The following is an 18,031-nucleotide window of genomic DNA, read 5'->3' as shown; positions in this document are numbered from 1 at the left end:
CCGACCTGGCTTTTCGTGGCCGAAACGTGATCATCTCCACAGGCACGGCGTCGGGGAAGTCGCTGGCGTACCTCACCCCGGCGATCGCCTCCTGTCTCGACGGCGGCACGGTCCTGTACCTGACGCCGACCAAGGCACTGGCCGCCGACCAGCTCCGCGGCCTGCGCGAGTTGCGCATCACCCAGGTGCGCGCGGCCTGCTTCGACGGCGACACGCCGTTCGAGGAACGCACCTGGGTACGCCAGCACGCCAACTACGTCCTGACGAATCCCGACATGCTCCACCGCAGCATCCTTCCCCGCCACGCGCAGTGGTCGTCGTTCTTCCGCCGCCTGCGCCTGGTCGTCGTGGACGAGTGCCACGGTTACCGCGGCGTGTTCGGCTCCCACGTCGCGCAGATCCTGCGCCGCCTGCGCCGCGCCTGCGCCCGCTACAACACGCACCCCACGTTCCTGCTCGCCTCGGCGACGGCCAGCGAGCCGGGGGCGTTCGCGATGAGGCTGACGGGGCTTGAGATGGACGAGGTGACGGTGGACGCCTCGCCGAAGGGTTCAACCACCATCGCGTTGTGGGAGCCGCCCCTGACGGAGCTCCGGGGCGAGGGCGGGGCTCCCGTACGGCGCACGGCCACGGCGGAGGCGGCGGATCTGCTCGCGGACCTCGTCCTGGCCGACGTACGAACGCTCGCCTTCGTCCGTTCCCGCCGGGGCGCGGAGACGGTCGCCCTGTCCGCCCGCGCCAAGCTGGCCGACGTCGCCTTCTCCATCTCCCCCCCTTTCCCCACCCCCAGGGCCGCCACCTCCAGCCCCAACACCCCCTCCTCAGGCCCCTCCAGCCCCAGCGCTGGTCCCTCCGGCCCCTCCAGTAGGGCGAACCCGCTTGACCCGATCACCACCACCAGCCCGACGCCTCAAACCGACCCGAGAACTGCCGATCGCCCAATCGATCCCGCAATCGACAACACCCAGCAATTCCCGCTCCACCCATCAGAACCGCCTAACGGCCCGTTCACCGCTCATGGCCCTCTAACTTGGGCGCTTCCGGACGACCCCTCTCACGCGGCAGAACTAGCCGACCTCCCCAACAAGATCGCCGCCTACCGGGCCGGATACCTCGCCGAGGACCGCAGACTCCTGGAGAAGGCCCTCCGCGCGGGCACCATCATGGGCCTGGCCACCACGAACGCCCTCGAACTGGGCGTCGACGTCTCGGGCCTGGACGCCGTACTGATCGCGGGCTGGCCGGGCACCCGCGCCTCCCTCTGGCAGCAGGCCGGCCGGGCGGGCCGCGACGGCCAGGACGCCCTCGCCGTGCTGATCGCCCGGGACGATCCGCTGGACACCTACCTCGTCCACCACCCCCAGGCCCTGTTCGGCCAGCCCGTGGAGGCGATCGTCCTCGACCCCGACAACCCGTACGTCCTGGGCCCCCACCTCTGCGCCGCGGCCGCCGAGATCCCGCTGACCGAGGACGACCTGCCGATCTTCGGCACCACCACGTCAAAGGTCCTGGCGGACCTGGTTACGCAGGGCCTGCTCAGAAAGCGTCCGGCAGGCTGGTTCTGGACCAGGCGCGAGCGCGCCACCGACCTCGCCGACATCCGAGGCGGCGGAGGCGCCCCCATCCAGGTCGTGGAGTCGTCCACCGGCCGCCTCCTGGGCAGCGTGGACGAGCCCTCGGCCCACACCACGGTCCACACGGGCGCGATCTACCTCCACCAGGGCGAGACCTTCCTGGTGGAGCTCCTGGACCTGGAAGCCGGAGTGGCCCTGGTCTCGAGCGCGAACCCCGACTACACGACGTTCGCCCGGGACATCACCGATATCTCCGTCCTCTCCACTGAACGCTCCCACCCCTTGGGGCCCGGCACGCTGCACTTCGGCGAGGTGGAGGTGACCCGCCAGGTGGTCTCCTACCTCATGAGGCGTCTCCAGTCGGGCGAAGTGCTCGGAGACGAGCCCTTGGAGCTGCCGCCCCGCACCCTCCGTACCCGCGCCGTCTGGTGGACGCTCCCCGCCTCGGCGGTAGCACCCCTCGCCGAAGCGGGCATCGATCTCGGTGGAGCCGCCCACGCCGCCGAACACGCCTCCATCGGCCTGCTCCCCCTCTTCGCCACCTGCGACCGCTGGGACATCGGCGGCGTCTCCACGGAGCTGCACGCCGACACGGGCCTGCTCACCGTCTTCGTGTACGACGGCCACGAGGGCGGCGCCGGCTTCGCCGAACGCGGCTACGCCCGCGCCACGGACTGGCTGACGGCCACGAGGGAAGCGATCATGTCCTGCGAATGCGAACGAGGCTGCCCCTCCTGCATCCAATCCCCGAAATGCGGCAACGGCAACGAGCCATTGGACAAACGAGGCGCCATCCGCCTCCTCAACACACTCCTAACCCCTCAATAGGTCACTCAAAAACACCAGCACCCCACTCCCCAGGCCCCACAATCACGCGAATAACCACACATCTCCTCCCCCAAATTCATTACCTTCCACCCACACCATCGCCGAAGTGGCCCACCGCCCCAGACACACACCATCAGCGCAAGTCACAAGCATCACGCCCACACCCACCGAACAGCCCAGCCTGCCTTTCGATCGACCCCGGCATCACTCGACAGTGAGCCCCGGTCAAAACGAACAACCCGGACCGGAACGCAGAGCAATTACCGCTCCTTCAGAGGTCTTCCGCAGCTATCTAGCTCTCTCCACCTCGGTGCCGGCGACTCGCATAAACCCGTTCGTCGCCCTTTTGGCTACCGTCGTCCGCGCCATCATCATCCGCCGCCCAGAAGTCGGCAGCCCCTGGCTGCGGACGCTCCCAGAAACCGCTGTCCTCCATGGATCTCGGCGACGGCGGCAGGTAGTCGTTCCAACGCTCTTCAAGGCGTACGGCGGGCGTCACCGTCGGAGCGGAGGGCTCAGGAACATCCGTTACCGCCGAACTCGGCAACGCGATATGACCCGGCCCCTTATCCCCGCCCGACCCTCCAGGGCCAGGTCGCCCCTCCAGACCGCCGCCACTGCCTTCAAGACCGGGCCGCGCCTCAAGACGGGGCGGCCCCTCGTAACCGCCCCGTCCCTCGAGGCCGGCCAGCCCCTCAAGACCGAGCGACCCCTCCCGGCCGGGCCTCTGGCCGCCACCTCTCGCCGTGTCCGCACCGGGCTCACGATCGACATCACCACGGCGCGCCACTTCTCCGCGCACCTGATCTTCCCTACGCACCTGATCACGTGAGGGCGACTGCAGCCGCCCCTGCTCCGAGACAGTCACCGAGGGCGCCGCCGACGGTGCCGCCGACGGCTGGGAGGACACCTCACCAACATGCGACAACGCCTCCGCGCCCAACCCCACCGGCTCCCCGCCCGATTCGATCCGCTGAGCTCGAGACGGCTGCTCGGGGACGCGAGTCCTGGCAACGGCCAGGATGACCGCCGGCCGACGCGGTGCCGTCGTGGCGGGCGTGACATTGCCATCCGCCTCTCCGACATGAGCCTCGTGATCGGCCACCCTGGCGACCTGCGCCCCACCAGTCGGTGCACCGCCATCTCCGAGTGCCGAGGGCGCGGGTACGGAGCCGCCCGCACCCGTGGCAAGCGAACGCCGCCGAGCCCAGGCACCCGCATGGGCGCCGAGCAGCAGCAGGAGAATGCCTCCCGCCACGTAGAGGCCGTACTGGCCGAGGCCCCCGATCGGCGACTCGTTCGACTGGGCCTTCACTCCATCGCTCTGTACGGGAGCCGTATCCCCGCCGTCCTCCTTCGCATCCGCCGGCGCCAGTTCGCCGTTGTCGCCCTGCGCGTCGGCGGTCGGAATCGGAAGGTTGCCATTCGGATCGGCATCGGGCAGGTCCGGCAGCTTCGTGGTGGTCGGCTTACGGGTCGTCGGCTTGGCCGAGGGGAGGGTCTGCTTCTTGGCGGGCAGCGTGGGCAGCGCATCGACGCCTCTGGCATCTCTGCTCTTCGGCGTCTGATCGTTGCCGGTCGTCGTCTTCTTCGTCGGCTGCGCCGTGGGGGCGGCGGGGAAGCTGATGTACGCGGCCGCCGACTCGCCCGATCCGATCGACCCGCCGTCGCCGTCACCCCTGAACGCCTTGACCGTGAACCCAACCTTCTGCCCAGCCGCCTTGGCAGGCACGCCCAGCACCGCCTTGCAGGACGAACCCGCGCACGCGCTGTCGGCGGGCAGTCGCCCGACCACGCCCGACTGCGTATTGGAAACCTCGTATGACTGCAGGTCAGGCTCGGACCCCTTGCTCCAGGTCACCAGGACCTTGCTGGTGCCCTGCTTGCTCGCGTTCACGTCGCCCGGCGCCTCGGCAGGCCGTCGAAGCTTGAACGTGCTGGTTGCGTACCTGGTCCCGGTGATCTCTCCCTTGAGGGTCACGGTGAAGGTGCCGTTGGGGGCATCGCCGGCCGCGAACGTACCGGAGATCGTCTGGTTCGCCCCACCTCCCGCGACCTTCTGGCTGGGCGTGGAGGGCCCTTCGACGTACAGCCCTATCCGCAGCTGCATCAGGCCCGTACGCGCGGAGACCGTGACGGACGAGTCCGACACCACCTGACCGTCAGAGGGCGAGGTGATCTGACCGGAGGAATCGCCCTGCCCAATCGTCGTGCCGACTTGAGCGGCTCCGCCGTACGCAATCATCGTGCCCGCTTGAGCGGCTCCGCCGTATGCGATCGACGTGTCTGCTCGAGCGGCTCCGCCAAGCGCGATGGATCCGGCCACGATCAGCCCTGCGGCCACCACTCTGCCGACTACCGTCACGACGCTTCCCTCCATCGAGAGCCTCGCCGCCTGAGCACCCACGGGGCGTTCATGCGACGACCGGAAGTGCAGTCCGCCCGGCCGATACGGTCACCGACCGTCCCCGGACCCGCACCCTAGCGACTGTGGTCCTGCGCTCCCAGACTCCCTGTCACATACGGCATGGACCGAGGGTAAGCGGAACCTTACGGGAGAGATCAGACTCTTGGACACCACGTCCAAGAAGTCGTGACTTGATTGCGACATTGCCTCGCAAGCCACAACAGCCACAAAGCGCCCAGCGCTTGGACCACACCCATTTCACGTACGAGCGTTCATGCGCTCACATGGGGTTCTTGCACAAGGACGCTGCTCACACCGCTCGACCTCTCGTTCGAATAGCGGCAATTCATCGTTGCGTTCGAAGATCTACACCTAGGGTGCGTCGCCGGAACGAGCCCGGAACAACGTGCTGGTTGGCGCAGGAAACGCCTCATGCTCTCGATCGATATCTCGTTTTACAGACACAGCGCCAGCGCCGAGCCCTCCAAGCTAATAGACCGTCATCGATAGCCCGGGTTCCACACGAATGCAGGCGGCCGAGGTTGCGGCGGTGGCTAGTGATCGTTTCCCGTTGGTGCGGCGGGGGTCGCTGGGCCTGCGCGTGATCTGCCCGTCAGGGTGCGGGGTCCCAATAACGGCAATGAGATCGGTAACGCGGTCCAGACGTCGGCAACATCTTCGGTGATCTTGCATTGCGTCAGGTCGACGCCATTTTCCTCGGCCAATGCGGAGGCTCTCTCGCAGGCACCTTCCGGGTCGATCAACGCCAGCTTCGCCGCTGCCAGGGCGCTGAGGTCTGCGGCGCTGTTGACTCGGTGGCGGGCCACGCGCACGGATCCCACCGTGGCGAACGCTGTGGCGATCGCCATCAGGAGCCCCATGAGGGCGACGCCCCAGAGGGTGGCCGAGCCACGGTTTCTGGAGTTGAGCGCTTCGTCACGATCTTTGGAGTTGATTGCTTCCTCCCGATCCGATGTCCTGAAGGCTGTAGCGGCCATAGGTGTTGGTGATGGCGATATGAGGCATCAGTGCCTTGTGCCGGCAAGCCCATGCCGGGGGGCGGTTCCGACCGATGAGGTTGGTCGCGACGCTTCGCCGCGCCCCCTCCGCTCGGTCTGGGCCAGCATCGTGTTGAGCGAACTTGCCGGGCGCCTGACCTCGGTGCTCAGCGGTGCCGGCTCGGACATGCGGCGGGCGAAGGCGCCCTCCGCGCGATACAGCCGGAACGGTCGTCACCGAGGCTCCGTCGTACATGGTCAGGCGCGGCAGGGCGACGGCGAACGTCTCGGTGACGGGTCATCGTTCGGTGTCTGCGGTGGCCGCTGCCGATACGCGGACTGCGGGTAAGGATTCGCCCCAGGACGGGCGTACTTCTACTGTGATCTGCACTTTTGTTAGTTTCGGATCGCGGGTTATGTCCACTTGAGCGTCTGGGCTGGTGGCTGTGCGGGCGAAAGTGCGGACCTGGTCCAGGGGCTCGCCTCTGGCTGCGGCTCGGACCGCTGCTCGGGCGGCATCCACGCATTCGAGTTGGACTCCGACGGCTTGAATGGCCCACAGGGCGGCTGCCAGCACGACCATGAGGGCGGGCAGCATCGCGGCGGTCTCGGCAGTAACCGAACCGCGCGATGCCGGCCGCTCGGTGCTCTTGAGGGTCCGCGTGTGGCGGAAGGTCATTCCTTCGTTGTGTTGAGTGCTCGGTCGATGAGTGACGTCAGCATTTCCTGGACCTCTGGGCTGCTCACGACCTTGAAGAGGAGCGCGGCGAAGGCACAGGCTGCGATGGTTCCTACCGCGTATTCGGCGGTGGACATGCCGCGCTCGCGGTTGACGGTTGCGTAGTGGAGCCACTTGTTGGGTCGCACGCGAGGGCTTCTGGTGTGTCGGTCAGGGGGTGGTGAGGGGTTCACGGACTGCTTGATCGGAGCTGACGGGTCTCGCTGCGGGGTGGTGCCCGCCGTTGCCGGCTTGTGGGTCGTTGGAGCGTCTGCCGTGGCGGTGCGCGGTGTTGGAGCGTCCGCAGCTGTGGTGCGGGGAGTGAGGGTGGCTGTCGACGTGGCGTAAGCGGTGGTGGTTCGGGTGGCGTTGTGCGCTGGGGATGCCGGATGCGATGAATCGGTTGAGGCGGTCTGGGCGGGGCTTCGGACGAATTGCTGGATGAGGCTTCTGACGATGTGGCCGTGTGGGCTGGTGCTCGACGTGGTGGTTGGAATCCGGTCTGGGATGGCTTTGATGTCGTCTGGCGTGGTGGCGGGACTGTGCATCTTGCCTCCAGGTGTTCGGGAGCCGGGGTCTTGTCCGGCGGGAGTCCAAGGGTCGCTCAGGCGGGGTGGGCGCCGGTGAGCCGAACGCCGTTCTGTGGATAAGTGAGGCGCTGGAGTAATGCCTTGTGGATAGCGATGCCCTTGGCGATGAGGAGTCCGTCGGCGTTGGCTGGTCATGCTGGTGGATGGAGCGCTGGTGGATTGACGAAGTTGGGTCGCCGGGTAGCTGCGAGTCGCTGTAGCTGGTCTCGTGGTGTTCGTCCGAGTCGCTGGTTGTCCGGCGTCGCTGGTCGTACGGGCTTGCTGTGGTTGTGGTGGTCCGGTTGCATTTCTTGCGGTGAGTTCCGGCACGGGGTTGCAGGGGCCTGCGGGTGTGGTGTCTCCGAGGGTTGCTTGTGGTTACGGGATGATGATGGTGGAGGCCAGGCCGGCAATCACCGGGACGATGCCCAGGAGGACGAACGCGGGGAGGAAGCACAGGCCCAAAGGCGCTACCGCCTTCACGCCGACGCTTCTCGCCGAGGCCACAGCGGTGGCTCTGGCTGCTTCTCGGGCGTCGTCGGCCAGCCGGGTCAGGACGTCGGCCACCGGGGCGCCACTTTGCGCGGCGCGGGTCATGGCTCGGGACAGTTGGCCCATTGCGGGGTCTCTTGCGAGGGCGGCCCAGGTTGGTTCGGGGTCGGCGCCCAGCCGTAGTTGGCTGCTTGCCCACGTCAGACGGTCGCCGAGGGGGCCGCCTATCGCGTGGGCGGCGATCTCCGTGGCGGCACTCACCGGGCATCCGGCCCGCAGGCAGGCGGTCATCAGGTCGGCGGCGAAGGGAAGGTCGGCGGCGATTCGGTGGCGCTCTTGCTGGGCTGCTTGTTGGGGTTCTCTTCTGTGCAGGTACAGACCTACTGCCGGTGTGATGAGGAGGCCGGCGACGGCTCCGGCCAGGCCCCCGATCAGGAACACGAAGATCAGGCCGGTGCATGTGGCGGTGAGGGTGGTTCTGCGGGTGAGCTTGTGCGGACGGGGAGTGGGGTCCAGCCAGGTCGGGGAGTGCCGGCTTTCGTCGGGGGGTCGGGTGGGGTGGCTGTTCGGGTGCTGAAGGTCTTGAGGGTGATGGCGGATTGGGGCGTGTTGGGGGGCTTGGGGGTGGGAGGGGGAGGCCGGTGATGAAGGGGGGTTGTCCGGGGGGCGCAGGCGGGTGAGGCGTTCTGCGGGCGTTCTTGGTGAGAGCCACAGCCAGGCGGAGATGGCGGCGCACAGCGTGGACAGGAGCTGGAGCATCGGCGGGGAAATCCGATCGGGGGCGTTGGTTCGGGGGCCGTTTGCGATGTGGGGGTCGGCGTGAGGAGTTGTGAGCGGGCTCAGAGGTTCAGGTCTGGGCTCGGGTTGCCATGCGGTTGGTCCACCACAGGCCGCAGACGTCCAAGACGACCCCGGTCACCAGGCACATGAAGCCTGGGATGCTGCCGAACAGGAAGTCCAGTGGGTGCATGTTCAGGGCGCCGGCCATGAGGAGGCCGAGGGCCGGGAGGACGGCGAGCATTCTGGCTGTGGTGCGTGGTCCCGCCAGTTGTGCTGCCACGTCCTGGCGGTGGGCCTGGGCGGTTCGTAACGTGTGTGCCACTCGGTCGATCAAGGAGGCCATGCCCGCACCCACCGTGGTGCCGACCTCCCAGCAGGTCGCCAGCCTGTGGAAGCCCTCTCCTCCTTGTGGTGGGGCCGATGAGGTCAGGGCTGCGGAGACGTCGCCGCCGTCCCGTGCGGCAGCGACCACCGGGCGGAGGAGGCTGGGGTCGGGGAAGTCCACTGCGGTTATGGCTCTGGTGAGGGCCTCGCCGGGGGTGCGGCCGGCCGTCAATTCCGCTGACAGGGACTGGCACAGCTCGATCGATGCCCGTCGCCAGGCCTCCGCGCGGCGGGCTGGGCTGGGACGGGTGATGAGCTTGGACAGGGGTGGCCATGATGAGGGGTTGGGCATGTCCGAGGTCAATAGCTTGGTCAGTCGGGTTGTCGCTGGGTCGGGGGCTGTCCACAGCCATATGGCGACGGCTGTGGACAACGCGGATATGAGGGCGCTGGTCATCGCCTTGGTTCCGTGGGGGGGAGATCGCACGATTCGGGGATGCTTGTGCTGGGGTGATCGTGGTTTCGACCCAGGTGCGCTCGGTGGGTCAGGGCGTCGTGGCCGGGGCCTGGTCGGGTGTGGCCTGCTGCGTCGAAGGTCAGGGCCGGGACCGACTCGACGAAGCCGGCCGGTGTTCTGGAGAGCAGGCAGATCTCGGCTATGCGCCTTCGGCCGTCCGGGCGGCCGCGGGTCAGGTGGATGACCGCGTCGAGGGCCGCGGCCAGTTGGCTGTGCACGGCCTCTCTGCTCAGGCCCGCCGCGCAGCCGAGCGCCTCCAGACGAGGTGGTACGTCGGCCGCCGTGTTGGCGTGCAGCGTTCCGCAACCGCCCTCGTGGCCGGTGTTCAGGGCGGCCAGGAGGTCCACTACTTCGGCTCCTCTCACCTCTCCGACCACCAGGCGGTCGGGACGCATCCTGAGCGCCTGCCGGACCAGGTCGCGAAGGCCCACCCCGCCCGCGCCCTCCAGGTTCGCCGGGCGGGTCTCCAGGCGGACCACGTGAGGGTGGAGGGGGCGGAGCTCGGCCGAGTCCTCCACCAGCAGGAGGCGGTCGCCCGGGTCCGCGAGGGAGAGCAGTGCCGACAGGAGCGTGGTCTTGCCCGTGCCGGTGCCGCCGGTCACCAGGAAGGCGAGCCTGGCGGTGACCATGGCGGTGAGCACCGGGATCGCGGACGGGGCGATCGTGCCTGCCGAGACGAGGTCCGTCAGGGTGAAGGTGCGGCGTGGTGGCAGGCGCAGGGAGACGCAGGTGCCGCCGGACGCGACAGGCGGGAGCACCGCGTGCAGGCGTACCCCTCCTGGAAGGCGGGCGTCCACGTACGGGGATGCGTCGTCCAGGCGCCTGCCCGCGGCCGTCGCCAGGCGTTGCGCCAGCCTGCGGACGGCTCCGTCGTCCGCGAACGTGACCGGGGTTCGGCGCAGGCCGGTGCCGTCATCGATCCATACCTCGCGGGGACCGTTGACCAGGACGTCCGTGACGTCGGGGCGGGCCAGGAACGGTTCCAGCGGGCCCGCGCCCATCAGGTCGGCGCAGAGGGCCCGGGCGACGGCGAGGATCTCGGCGTCGCCGTACACGGACTTCTCGGCTCTCAGGGCCACTGCCACCTGGGCGGCGCTGGGCTCGGCGCCTGTCCGGGCCAGGCGTACGCGGACGGCCTCGACCAGGTCTGGGGAGACGGCGGTCCGGGTTTGCGGGTGGGGCTCCTGGACTTGGAGGTCGGGGGTCATGCCGCTGGGAGGAGGTCTCGCAGGAGGGAGGTGCAGAGGGCGCCCAGCACGGTGCGTGGGCCCAGTTTGGGCAGCTCTCCGCGGTTGAGGGTGGCGGTGAGCCGGGGCTGGTCGGGGAGGTTGCCGACGGACGGGACGCCCAGGGAGGCCATGGCCATGTCGTCGTCCAGGACTCCGGGGCGGAGGACGGCGCGGACGTCGGCGGTGTGTTTGCGTACCTCGGACAGGACCTGGGCGGCCGAGAGGATGCCGCGTACGTCTGCCGTGGCCACCGCCAACGTGATCTTCGCTCTGGTCAGGGCCTCTGTCGAGGCCGGGTCCAGGTGCCGGGGGAGGTCCACGACGACGAGGTCGAAGCCGCGCCGGCCCGCTTCGAGGACCGAGCGCATGGCCTGGGCGGGGATCGCCGCCACCTCGCCTCTGTGGAAGGACAGCACGGCCAGCTCCCCGAACGCGGGCAGCGCCGCTTGCAGCGCGCCGGAATTGATCCTGCCCTCCCTGGCCACCAGGTCGCCCCAGCGGGCACCCGGCGCCTCCTCGTGACCCAGCAACGCGTCTATGCCGCCGCCCAGCGGGTCGGCGTCCACGAGCAGGGTGCGGAGGTGGTCGGCAGAGGCACGCAGAGCCAGGCAGGCGGCGAGCACGCTCGCGCCCGCGCCGCCTCGGCCGCCGATCACGCAGATCACGGATCCCGACCGGGGGTCCGGCTCCATGGCATCCGCGAACCGGTCGACCAGGTGGCGTTCGTCGCCGGGGAGGGACAGGACGGTCTGAGCGCCCACGGCCACGCATTTTCGCCAGGTGTCCGGGTCCTCGGAGTCTCGGGTCACGAGGAGGACCTGGTCTCGGGCGGGAGGTGAGGTCGCGGCCACGGCGTCCGCCTGGTCCGCGCCGATGGCGATCAGCGGGGCGAGGTTCCAGAAGGGGCGGGCGTGGGCGGGGACGTGGGCCACGTCGAGCTGCGCACCGGCCGCGGCGGCGATGCGGACCAGGTCGTCGAGTAGGGCGTGGTCTTCGGTGATGACCAAGGGGCGGTGCATGTTCGGCCTCCCTGCGGGGTTGGGAGGCCCACCTTGGTGGAGGGGGTGGGGGCGGGGGACAGCCGAACGGGGTTCTGTGGATCGGGGGGTGGGGTGGGGTCAGGTGTTGTGGATAACTCGTTGTGCCAGGCCCTGCGGCCCGGGGCCAGAGGGTGATGATCACGGAAAGCCCGGGTGACTGTGGGGCATGCAGGGCGGGCCGGGCCAGGCCGGAAGTCGGGCCGTCAGGGGGGCCGGGATCGTGCGGAGGCTGGGCCACGCGAGGCGGCCGGGGACAAGCGAGGCGGGCCTGCACCGTGCAGGGCGGGGCCAAGCGTGGCGTGGCATGCGTGGCGGGGCGGGGCCGAGCCAGCTGGGGGTGGAAAAGGGGCGACCCCCGCCGGGGGGGAGAGCGGGGGTCGCCTGATCGGTCCGGCTCCGGGGGGGTAGAGCCGGTCCCGTTTCAGAAGAAAGCTTTCATCACTGGACCGGAGCCTGGCAAGGGACTTGCAAAGCCATCCCTTGCACGGTCGCTCCAGTTTCAGGTGATACCCACGTATGCTGCCCGATCGACTCGAGTTTCGTCGAGGAGCAATCTCGCATTTTCGCCAAGTTTTTTCGCCACCCCATAACGATCACATAAAGACGATCACAGAGAGTGATCATCACAGCTTGGTAACCGGCCGGCCAAGGCGTCGCCACCCCCATACCAGAAGTGCTGGACCATGGTCGGGTAAAGGTCTTGGTACGAGGGGTTCCCATCAGGGCGGATCCGTCGTAGAAAGGTGTCACGGACCACTTGTCCGGGTGCATCAACCGGGCACCCACGCGCGACCAGCCGCGGGAGGCGCGTCGTGACGGGCTTGACCCGCTCCGACGGATAGAGGTGCACGCTTGGTAACCCGGTGTGATGCACGGCAGACGGCGTCTCATGAGTGAGACGCCGTCAGCTATGTCCGTAACTCCCCCGCGGCCCGCGTCAGCCCCTCTGCATGGCCTCACAGATCGCAGTCGTCTCGCGTACGCCGAGGCTTACCGCAGCGGCACAGTGCTGTACCCAGGTGCCCACGCCCTCCGGCGTCCCGCTCAGGTACGCGCGAAGCGCATCCCCGTACGCCAGCTCCAGGTGCCCCACCTCGACCGCGACCAGTGACTTCGGGTCCAGCCCGTACTCGACCAGCGTCAACCGCTCCGCCGAACGCGCCACGATCCCGTCCGCCGTGCCGAACGGGCGCAGCACCGCCAGCTCCGCGTGTACCACGGCGGCCAGCACGATGGCGGGCGCCTTCGTGGGCTGTTCGAGCAGGCCGAGCAGGCCCTCCATGCGGGTCGCGGTGTCGGCGGCGGCCGGCGCGGGGCCCAGGGACAGCGGGTCGGAGGCCTCGTCGAAGGCACGGGGGCGGCCGAGCTCCTCCTGCGATGTCAGGCCGGCCGCCGCCACGACGTGCAGCCGGGCGAGCACCTGCCGAGGCGCCTTCCGCCACGTCGCGCCCAGGCGGCCCATCTCCGCCGACGCGCGCAGCGCCCCCTGCACCAGCGGGTCGTGCGCCTCGTCCCGGCGCAGGACGTCCAGAGGTACGTCCACGCCCTCGATGGCGGCCGACGCCCGCGCGCCGCGCAGGGACGACTCCGTGGACACCGCGGGGCTGGCCCGGCGCAGGACGCGGTGGCGGTACAGCCGGTCGACGGCCTGCCGGGCCTCGTCCACCGCCTCCGGGACACCGGGGAACTGGGCGATGGCGGCCAATGGGTCACTCACGAGACATGACCTTACCTGCGGGTAGCACCGGGACGACGAGGCGCGGGGCCCACCATCAGAGTGGCCCCGGTGCGGCGATCCAGAACAGCGGCGGGGTGGCAGAGAGTGGCCGGACGCCGGATCACGCGGGGCGCCAGGCGTACCGGCCGGGCGGTGGTGACCCTCGGTGTACGGCCGGGAACGGCCCGGCAGCCGACCCCCGAGAAACCCCGGCACACCCGGCCCCAAGGGGGGCCCATAAACCCCACCCGCACATTCTCCAGATTTCAGGATGACAACATTTCAATAGCAGTTGTAATGCACCCTGATAAGGCTCCCCCACGGTACAGACCTGTCTAGACCTCTTGTGTACCGAGGTCGTGAGCTGGTGAAGTGGGACACGACCTATCCAATCTGGCCATAGAAGGAGCATGAGGTGGCCCCGGAGACCGCTGGTAACGAGCCCCAGGCGCTGTCCAACCTGCTGCAGGAGAATCGCCGGTTCGCACCGCCGGCCGACCTGGCGGCGGCCGCGAACGTGACCGCAGCCGCATATGACGAGGCCGCCGCGGACCGTCTCGCCTTCTGGGAGCAGGCTGCCGACCGGCTCGCGTGGGCCAAACGGTGGGACACGACGCTCGAATGGAATCCCCCCTTCGCCAAGTGGTTCGTCGGCGGCGAGCTCAACGTCGCCTACAACTGCGTCGACCGCCACGTCGAGGAGGGCCGCGGCGACAAGGTCGCCTATTACTGGGAGGGCGAGCCCGACGGCGACACCCGCACCCTCACCTACAACGACCTGAAGACCGAGGTCAGCAAGGCCGCCAACGCCCTGCGGGAGCTCGGCGTGAACAAGGGCGACCGGGTCGCGATCTACATGCCGATGATCCCCGAGTTGCCGATCGCGATGCTGGCCTGCGCCCGCATCGGGGCGGTCCACTCGGTGGTGTTCGGCGGGTTCTCGGCCAGCGCGCTGAAGAGCCGGATCGACGACGCCGACGCCAAACTGGTCATCACCGCCGACGGCGGTTACCGCAGGGGCAAGCCGTCGGCGCTCAAGCCGACCGTGGACGAGGCCGTCGCCGAGTGCCCGCAGGTCGAGCACGTCCTCGTCGTACGGCGTACCGGCCAGGACGTCACCACCAACGGCAAGGACGTGTGGTGGCACGACGTGGTGGAGCGCCAGAGCGACCAGCACACCGCCGAGCCCCACGACGCCGAGGACCCGCTGTACATCCTCTACACCAGCGGCACCACCGGTAAGCCCAAGGGCATCCTGCACACCACCGGCGGCTACCTGACGCAGACGGCCTGGACCCACCACGCGGTCTTCGACCTCAAGCCCGAGTCCGACATCTACTGGTGCACGGCTGACATCGGCTGGGTGACCGGCCACTCCTACATCGTGTACGGCCCCCTGGCCAACGGCGCCACCAGCGTCATCTACGAGGGCACCCCGGACACCCCGCACCGCGGCCGGTTCTGGGAGATCGTGCAGAAGTACAAGATCACGATCCTCTACACCGCGCCCACAGCGATCCGGACGTTCATGAAGTGGGGCGACGACATCCCCGCCAAGTACGACATGTCCAGCCTGCGTATCCTGGGCTCCGTCGGCGAGCCGATCAACCCCGAGGCGTACGTCTGGTACCGCGAGCACATCGGCGGCGAGCGCTGCCCCGTCGTGGACACCTGGTGGCAGACGGAGACCGGCGCCATCATGATCAGCCCGCTGCCCGGCGTGACCGCGGCCAAGCCGGGCGCCGCCATGCGCCCGCTGCCCGGCATAGTCGCCGACGTGGTGGACGACCAGGGCAACAGCGTCCCGAACGGCGGGGGCGGCTTCCTCGCCGTACGCGAGCCGTGGCCCTCCATGCTCCGCACGATCTGGGGCGACGACCAGCGCTACATCGACACCTACTGGAGCCGTTTCGAGGGAATGTACTTCCCCGGCGACGGCGCCAAGAAGGACGACGACGGCGACCTGTGGCTGCTCGGCCGCGTGGACGACGTCATGCTGGTCTCCGGCCACAACATCTCCACCACCGAGGTGGAGAGCGCGCTGGTCAGCCATCCGAAGGTGGCCGAGGCGGCCGTGGTGGGCGCTACCGACCCGGTGACCGGCCAGGCCATCGTGGCGTTCGTGATCCTGCGCGGCTCCGCCGAGGAGAACGACGACATCGCCTCCGACCTGCGCAACCACGTGTCCAAGACGCTCGGCCCGATCGCCAAGCCGCGCCAGATCCTGGTAGTCCCCGAGCTGCCCAAGACCCGGTCCGGCAAGATCATGCGCCGCCTCCTGCGCGACGTGGCCGAGAACCGCAGCATCGGCGACGTCACCACCCTGGCCGACAGCACGGTGATGAACCTGATCTCGGAGAAGCTCCCGTCCGCGAAGTCGGAGGACTAGAGCCACACGCGTAGCCGCATGTCCCAATAAAACGGGACATGCGGCTACGTAGATACGCTGAGCCACCGGCCGAGACGTGGCCGTTCCCGGCCGGTGGCCTCCGTGCTCGTCGCCACCATCGCCGCCCTGGCCCGGGCGAAAGCCTCCCCCGGACGGCCGCGGGACCGCGCAGGGCCGCCCTCCCGATCATCACCTCCCCGGCGGGGATGGTCATGCCACCTTCGCCTTCATGTCGGCGGGGGTGAAGCTGGATGGATCAAACCGGGGCGCTATCTTTTCCGATCGGGTAGTTCTGGGAGTGATGGCGGGACGCGTGCTCGGTAAGTTCCTCGGCGTGTTCGGCGGTGCCCGGCTTTCCGTACGGCTCGGCCTGGCGAGACTGTCGGGACATGGCGTACGGCGACGATCGGCAGCGTGCCGAAGCCGTCACCACCGGGAACCTCGCGGCCGGCCTCATCGCGTCGATCCTGGCGGCGGTGTTGCTCAACGCACGAGTACGCAGCGTCGCATTGCGCTGGATGATGTTTGACACGGCCACCAGGCCTCGATAGGAGACGTTCATGCCGCAGACTCCCGAGGAAGAATCCCTGGGCTCGCTGGTCGCCCAGGCGAGCAGTCACATCTCGTCCCTGATCCGCTCGGAGATCGAGCTGGCCAAGGCCGAGTTCAGGTTCGACGCCAAGCGGGTCGGCACGGCGGCCGGGATGTTCGCCGCCGCGGCCTTCATGGCGCACCTGTGCCTGATCCTCGCCTCGTTCACGATCGCCTACGCGCTGGCCCAGGTCATGCCCAACTGGCTCGCCTTCCTCATCGTGACCGTCTTCTACCTGCTGGTCGCGGGTCTGCTGGTGTTCGTCGGGATCCGCCGGCTCAAGGGTCTGGCCGGGATGAAGCGGACCGCCCGATCGATCAAGGGGCTCAAGGAGATCGCCACTCCCGAGGAGCCGGCGCTGCCGGTGCCCAGCCCGGACCGCGAGCCGGTGACCCGAGATGGCGCCTGACGAGTCCGTCGTCCAGATCGAGGGCCCGTGGACGCACCGCGCGGTGCACGCGGGCGGCACCCGGTTCCACGTCGTGGAGGCCGGTGACGGGCCACTGGTGCTGCTGCTGCACGGGTTCCCGCAGTTCTGGTGGACCTGGCGGCACCAGCTCACCTCGCTGGCGGGGGCGGGATACCGGGCGGTGGCGGCCGACCTGCGCGGCTACGGCGGCAGCGACAAGCCGCCGCGCGGCTACGACCTGCCCACGCTGGCCGCCGACGCGACGGGGCTGATCAGGGCGCTGGGCGAGACCGGCGCGATCGTGGTGGGGCACGACTGGGGCGGGCTGCTGGCCTGGACGATGGCCGTGCTCGACCCCAAGTGCGTACGCCGGCTGGTCGCGGTGTCGGCCCCGCACCCGCTGCGGCTGCGCAACGCGCTGCTGACCGACCCCTTCGGGCAGCTGAAGGCCAGTGGCCGGCGGCTCGGGTTCCAGCTTCCCCTGCTGCCCGAGCGCCGGCTCACGCGCCACGACGCGGCCCTGGTGGGGCGGCTGCTGGAGGACTGGTCGCGGCCCGGCTGGCCGGACGCCGGGGAGTCGCGGACCTACCGCGAGGCGTTCCGGATCCCGGCCGTGGCGCACTCGGCGCTGGAATACCACCGCTGGTTCGGCCGCTCCCAGCTCCGCCCCGACGGCCGCCGTTACGCCAGGGCCATGCGTACCGAGGTCGAGGCCCCCACGCTGCACCTGCACGGAGCGCTCGACCCGAGCGTCCTGCCACGCACGGCGCAGGGTTCGAGCCGTTACGTGGCGGCCCCCTACCGGTGGCGGCTGTTCGAGGCGGCCGGCCACTTCCCCCATGAGGAGATCCCCGACGTGTTCGACACCGAGTTGCTCGGCTGGCTGAACGATCCGGAGCCCGACCGATGAGAGACCGCGATCCCGAGGGCCGCCCGCGCAGCGCCCGGCCGCGCGACGCGTACGGCAGGCCGCTCCCCTACGGCTCCCCCGGCCTGCCCAGGGTCCCCGACGACTACGCCCCCACCACCGAGCAGGCGCTGGCCGACGGCCGCCGCTTCCTCGACGAGGGCCTGCCGTTCAACGCGCACGAGGTGTTCGAGGGCCGCTGGAAATGCGCGCCCGAGGAAGAGCGAGAGTTGTGGCAGGGTCTGGCGCAGATCTGCGTCGGGTTGACGCACCTGCAGCGCGGCAACGGGCGCGGCGCGGTGACCCTCCTCAGCCGGGGGGCCGCCAAGGCGCAGTCGTACGGCGGCGCGTACGACCCCGTCGGCAAGGCGGCCTCGGGCCTGACCCAGGACAGCGACCCCGACGAGGCCATCGCCCTGATCCTGGCCAAGCTCCCCCGCTAGCCCCAATGCCGGGAAGTTAGGACGGCTGGCGGTTGCGTCAAGGTGTTCGGCTGAACCAGAGACATGAGAACGGAGATCCAGTAGAACGGGTGATCTTC

At 69.2% G+C, this 18,031-nt stretch carries 15 protein-coding genes; 6 read left to right on the top strand and 9 right to left on the bottom strand.

Features of this window, described 5'->3' with window-relative positions:
• Positions 1 to 26: 26 nt before the first annotated feature.
• Positions 27 to 2,402, top strand: a complete 2,376-nt coding sequence (locus AB0J69_RS34545) for a DEAD/DEAH box helicase (protein ID WP_364126092.1) — start codon at positions 27 to 29, stop codon at positions 2,400 to 2,402.
• 292 nt (positions 2,403 to 2,694) lie between these two features.
• Here the strand turns inward: AB0J69_RS34545 and AB0J69_RS34540 are convergent, their stop codons facing one another.
• The 9 genes from AB0J69_RS34540 to AB0J69_RS34500 all read right to left on the bottom strand — a co-directional run bounded on the left by AB0J69_RS34540 (position 2,695) and on the right by AB0J69_RS34500 (position 13,193).
• Complete coding sequence (locus AB0J69_RS34540) at positions 2,695 to 4,767, bottom strand: hypothetical protein (protein WP_364126089.1); 2,073 nt, start codon at positions 4,765 to 4,767, stop codon at positions 2,695 to 2,697.
• A 596-nt stretch (positions 4,768 to 5,363) separates the two neighbouring features.
• The gene (locus AB0J69_RS34535; RefSeq protein ID WP_364126087.1) at positions 5,364 to 5,807 is read right to left on the bottom strand and encodes an Rv3654c family TadE-like protein; all 444 of its coding nucleotides are present in this window, start codon (positions 5,805 to 5,807) and stop codon (positions 5,364 to 5,366) included.
• Between the two features lie 298 nt (positions 5,808 to 6,105).
• Entirely contained in the window at positions 6,106 to 6,486 is a 381-nt protein-coding gene (locus AB0J69_RS34530; protein WP_364126085.1) for a TadE family type IV pilus minor pilin, read from the bottom strand.
• A complete protein-coding gene (locus tag AB0J69_RS34525) occupies positions 6,483 to 6,674 on the bottom strand; it encodes a DUF4244 domain-containing protein (RefSeq protein WP_364126082.1) in 192 nt (63 codons plus the stop codon). Before AB0J69_RS34525 ends, AB0J69_RS34530 begins: the two co-directional genes overlap by 4 nt.
• A gap of 798 nt (positions 6,675 to 7,472) precedes the next feature.
• Positions 7,473 to 8,027: a type II secretion system F family protein gene (locus tag AB0J69_RS34520; protein WP_364126079.1), complete on the bottom strand. Its 555-nt coding sequence runs from the start codon at positions 8,025 to 8,027 to the stop codon at positions 7,473 to 7,475.
• 406 nt (positions 8,028 to 8,433) lie between these two features.
• Entirely contained in the window at positions 8,434 to 9,042 is a 609-nt protein-coding gene (locus tag AB0J69_RS34515; RefSeq protein ID WP_364126077.1) for a type II secretion system F family protein, read from the bottom strand.
• Between the two features lie 101 nt (positions 9,043 to 9,143).
• Positions 9,144 to 10,415 (bottom strand): TadA family conjugal transfer-associated ATPase, encoded by a 1,272-nt coding sequence (locus AB0J69_RS34510; protein WP_364126075.1) that lies wholly within the window; start codon positions 10,413 to 10,415, stop codon positions 9,144 to 9,146.
• Positions 10,412 to 11,455 carry a septum site-determining protein Ssd gene (gene ssd, locus AB0J69_RS34505; protein ID WP_364126073.1) on the bottom strand — a complete coding sequence of 348 codons (1,044 nt, stop codon included), beginning with the start codon at positions 11,453 to 11,455 and terminating at the stop codon, positions 10,412 to 10,414. The genes AB0J69_RS34510 and ssd overlap by 4 nt, the downstream gene beginning before the upstream one ends.
• Positions 11,456 to 12,413: 958 nt before the next feature.
• Positions 12,414 to 13,193 (bottom strand): oxidoreductase, encoded by a 780-nt coding sequence (locus tag AB0J69_RS34500; RefSeq protein WP_364126070.1) that lies wholly within the window; start codon positions 13,191 to 13,193, stop codon positions 12,414 to 12,416.
• A 415-nt stretch (positions 13,194 to 13,608) separates the two neighbouring features.
• Between AB0J69_RS34500 and acs the strand changes: the two genes are divergently transcribed.
• From acs to AB0J69_RS34475, 5 genes are all read left to right on the top strand, one after another.
• Complete coding sequence (acs, locus tag AB0J69_RS34495) at positions 13,609 to 15,582, top strand: acetate--CoA ligase (RefSeq protein ID WP_364126067.1); 1,974 nt, start codon at positions 13,609 to 13,611, stop codon at positions 15,580 to 15,582.
• Between the two features lie 229 nt (positions 15,583 to 15,811).
• Positions 15,812 to 16,111: a Na+/H+ antiporter NhaA gene (locus AB0J69_RS34490; RefSeq protein ID WP_364126064.1), complete on the top strand. Its 300-nt coding sequence runs from the start codon at positions 15,812 to 15,814 to the stop codon at positions 16,109 to 16,111.
• Between the two features lie 31 nt (positions 16,112 to 16,142).
• Positions 16,143 to 16,583, top strand: coding sequence for a phage holin family protein (locus AB0J69_RS34485; RefSeq protein ID WP_364126061.1), 441 nt, complete (start codon positions 16,143 to 16,145; stop codon positions 16,581 to 16,583).
• Complete coding sequence (locus AB0J69_RS34480) at positions 16,573 to 17,493, top strand: alpha/beta hydrolase (protein WP_364126058.1); 921 nt, start codon at positions 16,573 to 16,575, stop codon at positions 17,491 to 17,493. Before AB0J69_RS34485 ends, AB0J69_RS34480 begins: the two co-directional genes overlap by 11 nt.
• A complete protein-coding gene (locus AB0J69_RS34475; protein ID WP_364126055.1) occupies positions 17,490 to 17,933 on the top strand; it encodes a DUF309 domain-containing protein in 444 nt (147 codons plus the stop codon). The genes AB0J69_RS34480 and AB0J69_RS34475 overlap by 4 nt, the downstream gene beginning before the upstream one ends.
• The last annotated feature ends 98 nt before the right edge of the window (positions 17,934 to 18,031 follow it).

This window comes from Nonomuraea sp. NPDC049709, from assembly GCF_040674815.1.
GTDB lineage: Bacteria > Actinomycetota > Actinomycetes > Streptosporangiales > Streptosporangiaceae > Nonomuraea.
The sequence above is the reverse complement of the archived record's forward strand: the minus strand, read 5'-3'. Positions and strand labels throughout refer to the sequence as shown.

Coding starts and splice junctions, on each gene's coding strand:
- AB0J69_RS34515 (WP_364126077.1), bottom strand. CDS start 9,042: ATGCCCAACCCCTCATCATGGCCACCCCTGTCCAAGCTCATCACCCGT.
- AB0J69_RS34480 (WP_364126058.1), top strand. CDS start 16,573: ATGGCGCCTGACGAGTCCGTCGTCCAGATCGAGGGCCCGTGGACGCAC.
- AB0J69_RS34510 (WP_364126075.1), bottom strand. CDS start 10,415: ATGACCCCCGACCTCCAAGTCCAGGAGCCCCACCCGCAAACCCGGACC.
- AB0J69_RS34530 (WP_364126085.1), bottom strand. CDS start 6,486: ATGACCTTCCGCCACACGCGGACCCTCAAGAGCACCGAGCGGCCGGCA.
- AB0J69_RS34535 (WP_364126087.1), bottom strand. CDS start 5,807: ATGGCCGCTACAGCCTTCAGGACATCGGATCGGGAGGAAGCAATCAAC.
- AB0J69_RS34475 (WP_364126055.1), top strand. CDS start 17,490: ATGAGAGACCGCGATCCCGAGGGCCGCCCGCGCAGCGCCCGGCCGCGC.
- AB0J69_RS34485 (WP_364126061.1), top strand. CDS start 16,143: ATGCCGCAGACTCCCGAGGAAGAATCCCTGGGCTCGCTGGTCGCCCAG.
- AB0J69_RS34490 (WP_364126064.1), top strand. CDS start 15,812: ATGTCGGCGGGGGTGAAGCTGGATGGATCAAACCGGGGCGCTATCTTT.
- ssd (WP_364126073.1), bottom strand. CDS start 11,455: ATGCACCGCCCCTTGGTCATCACCGAAGACCACGCCCTACTCGACGAC.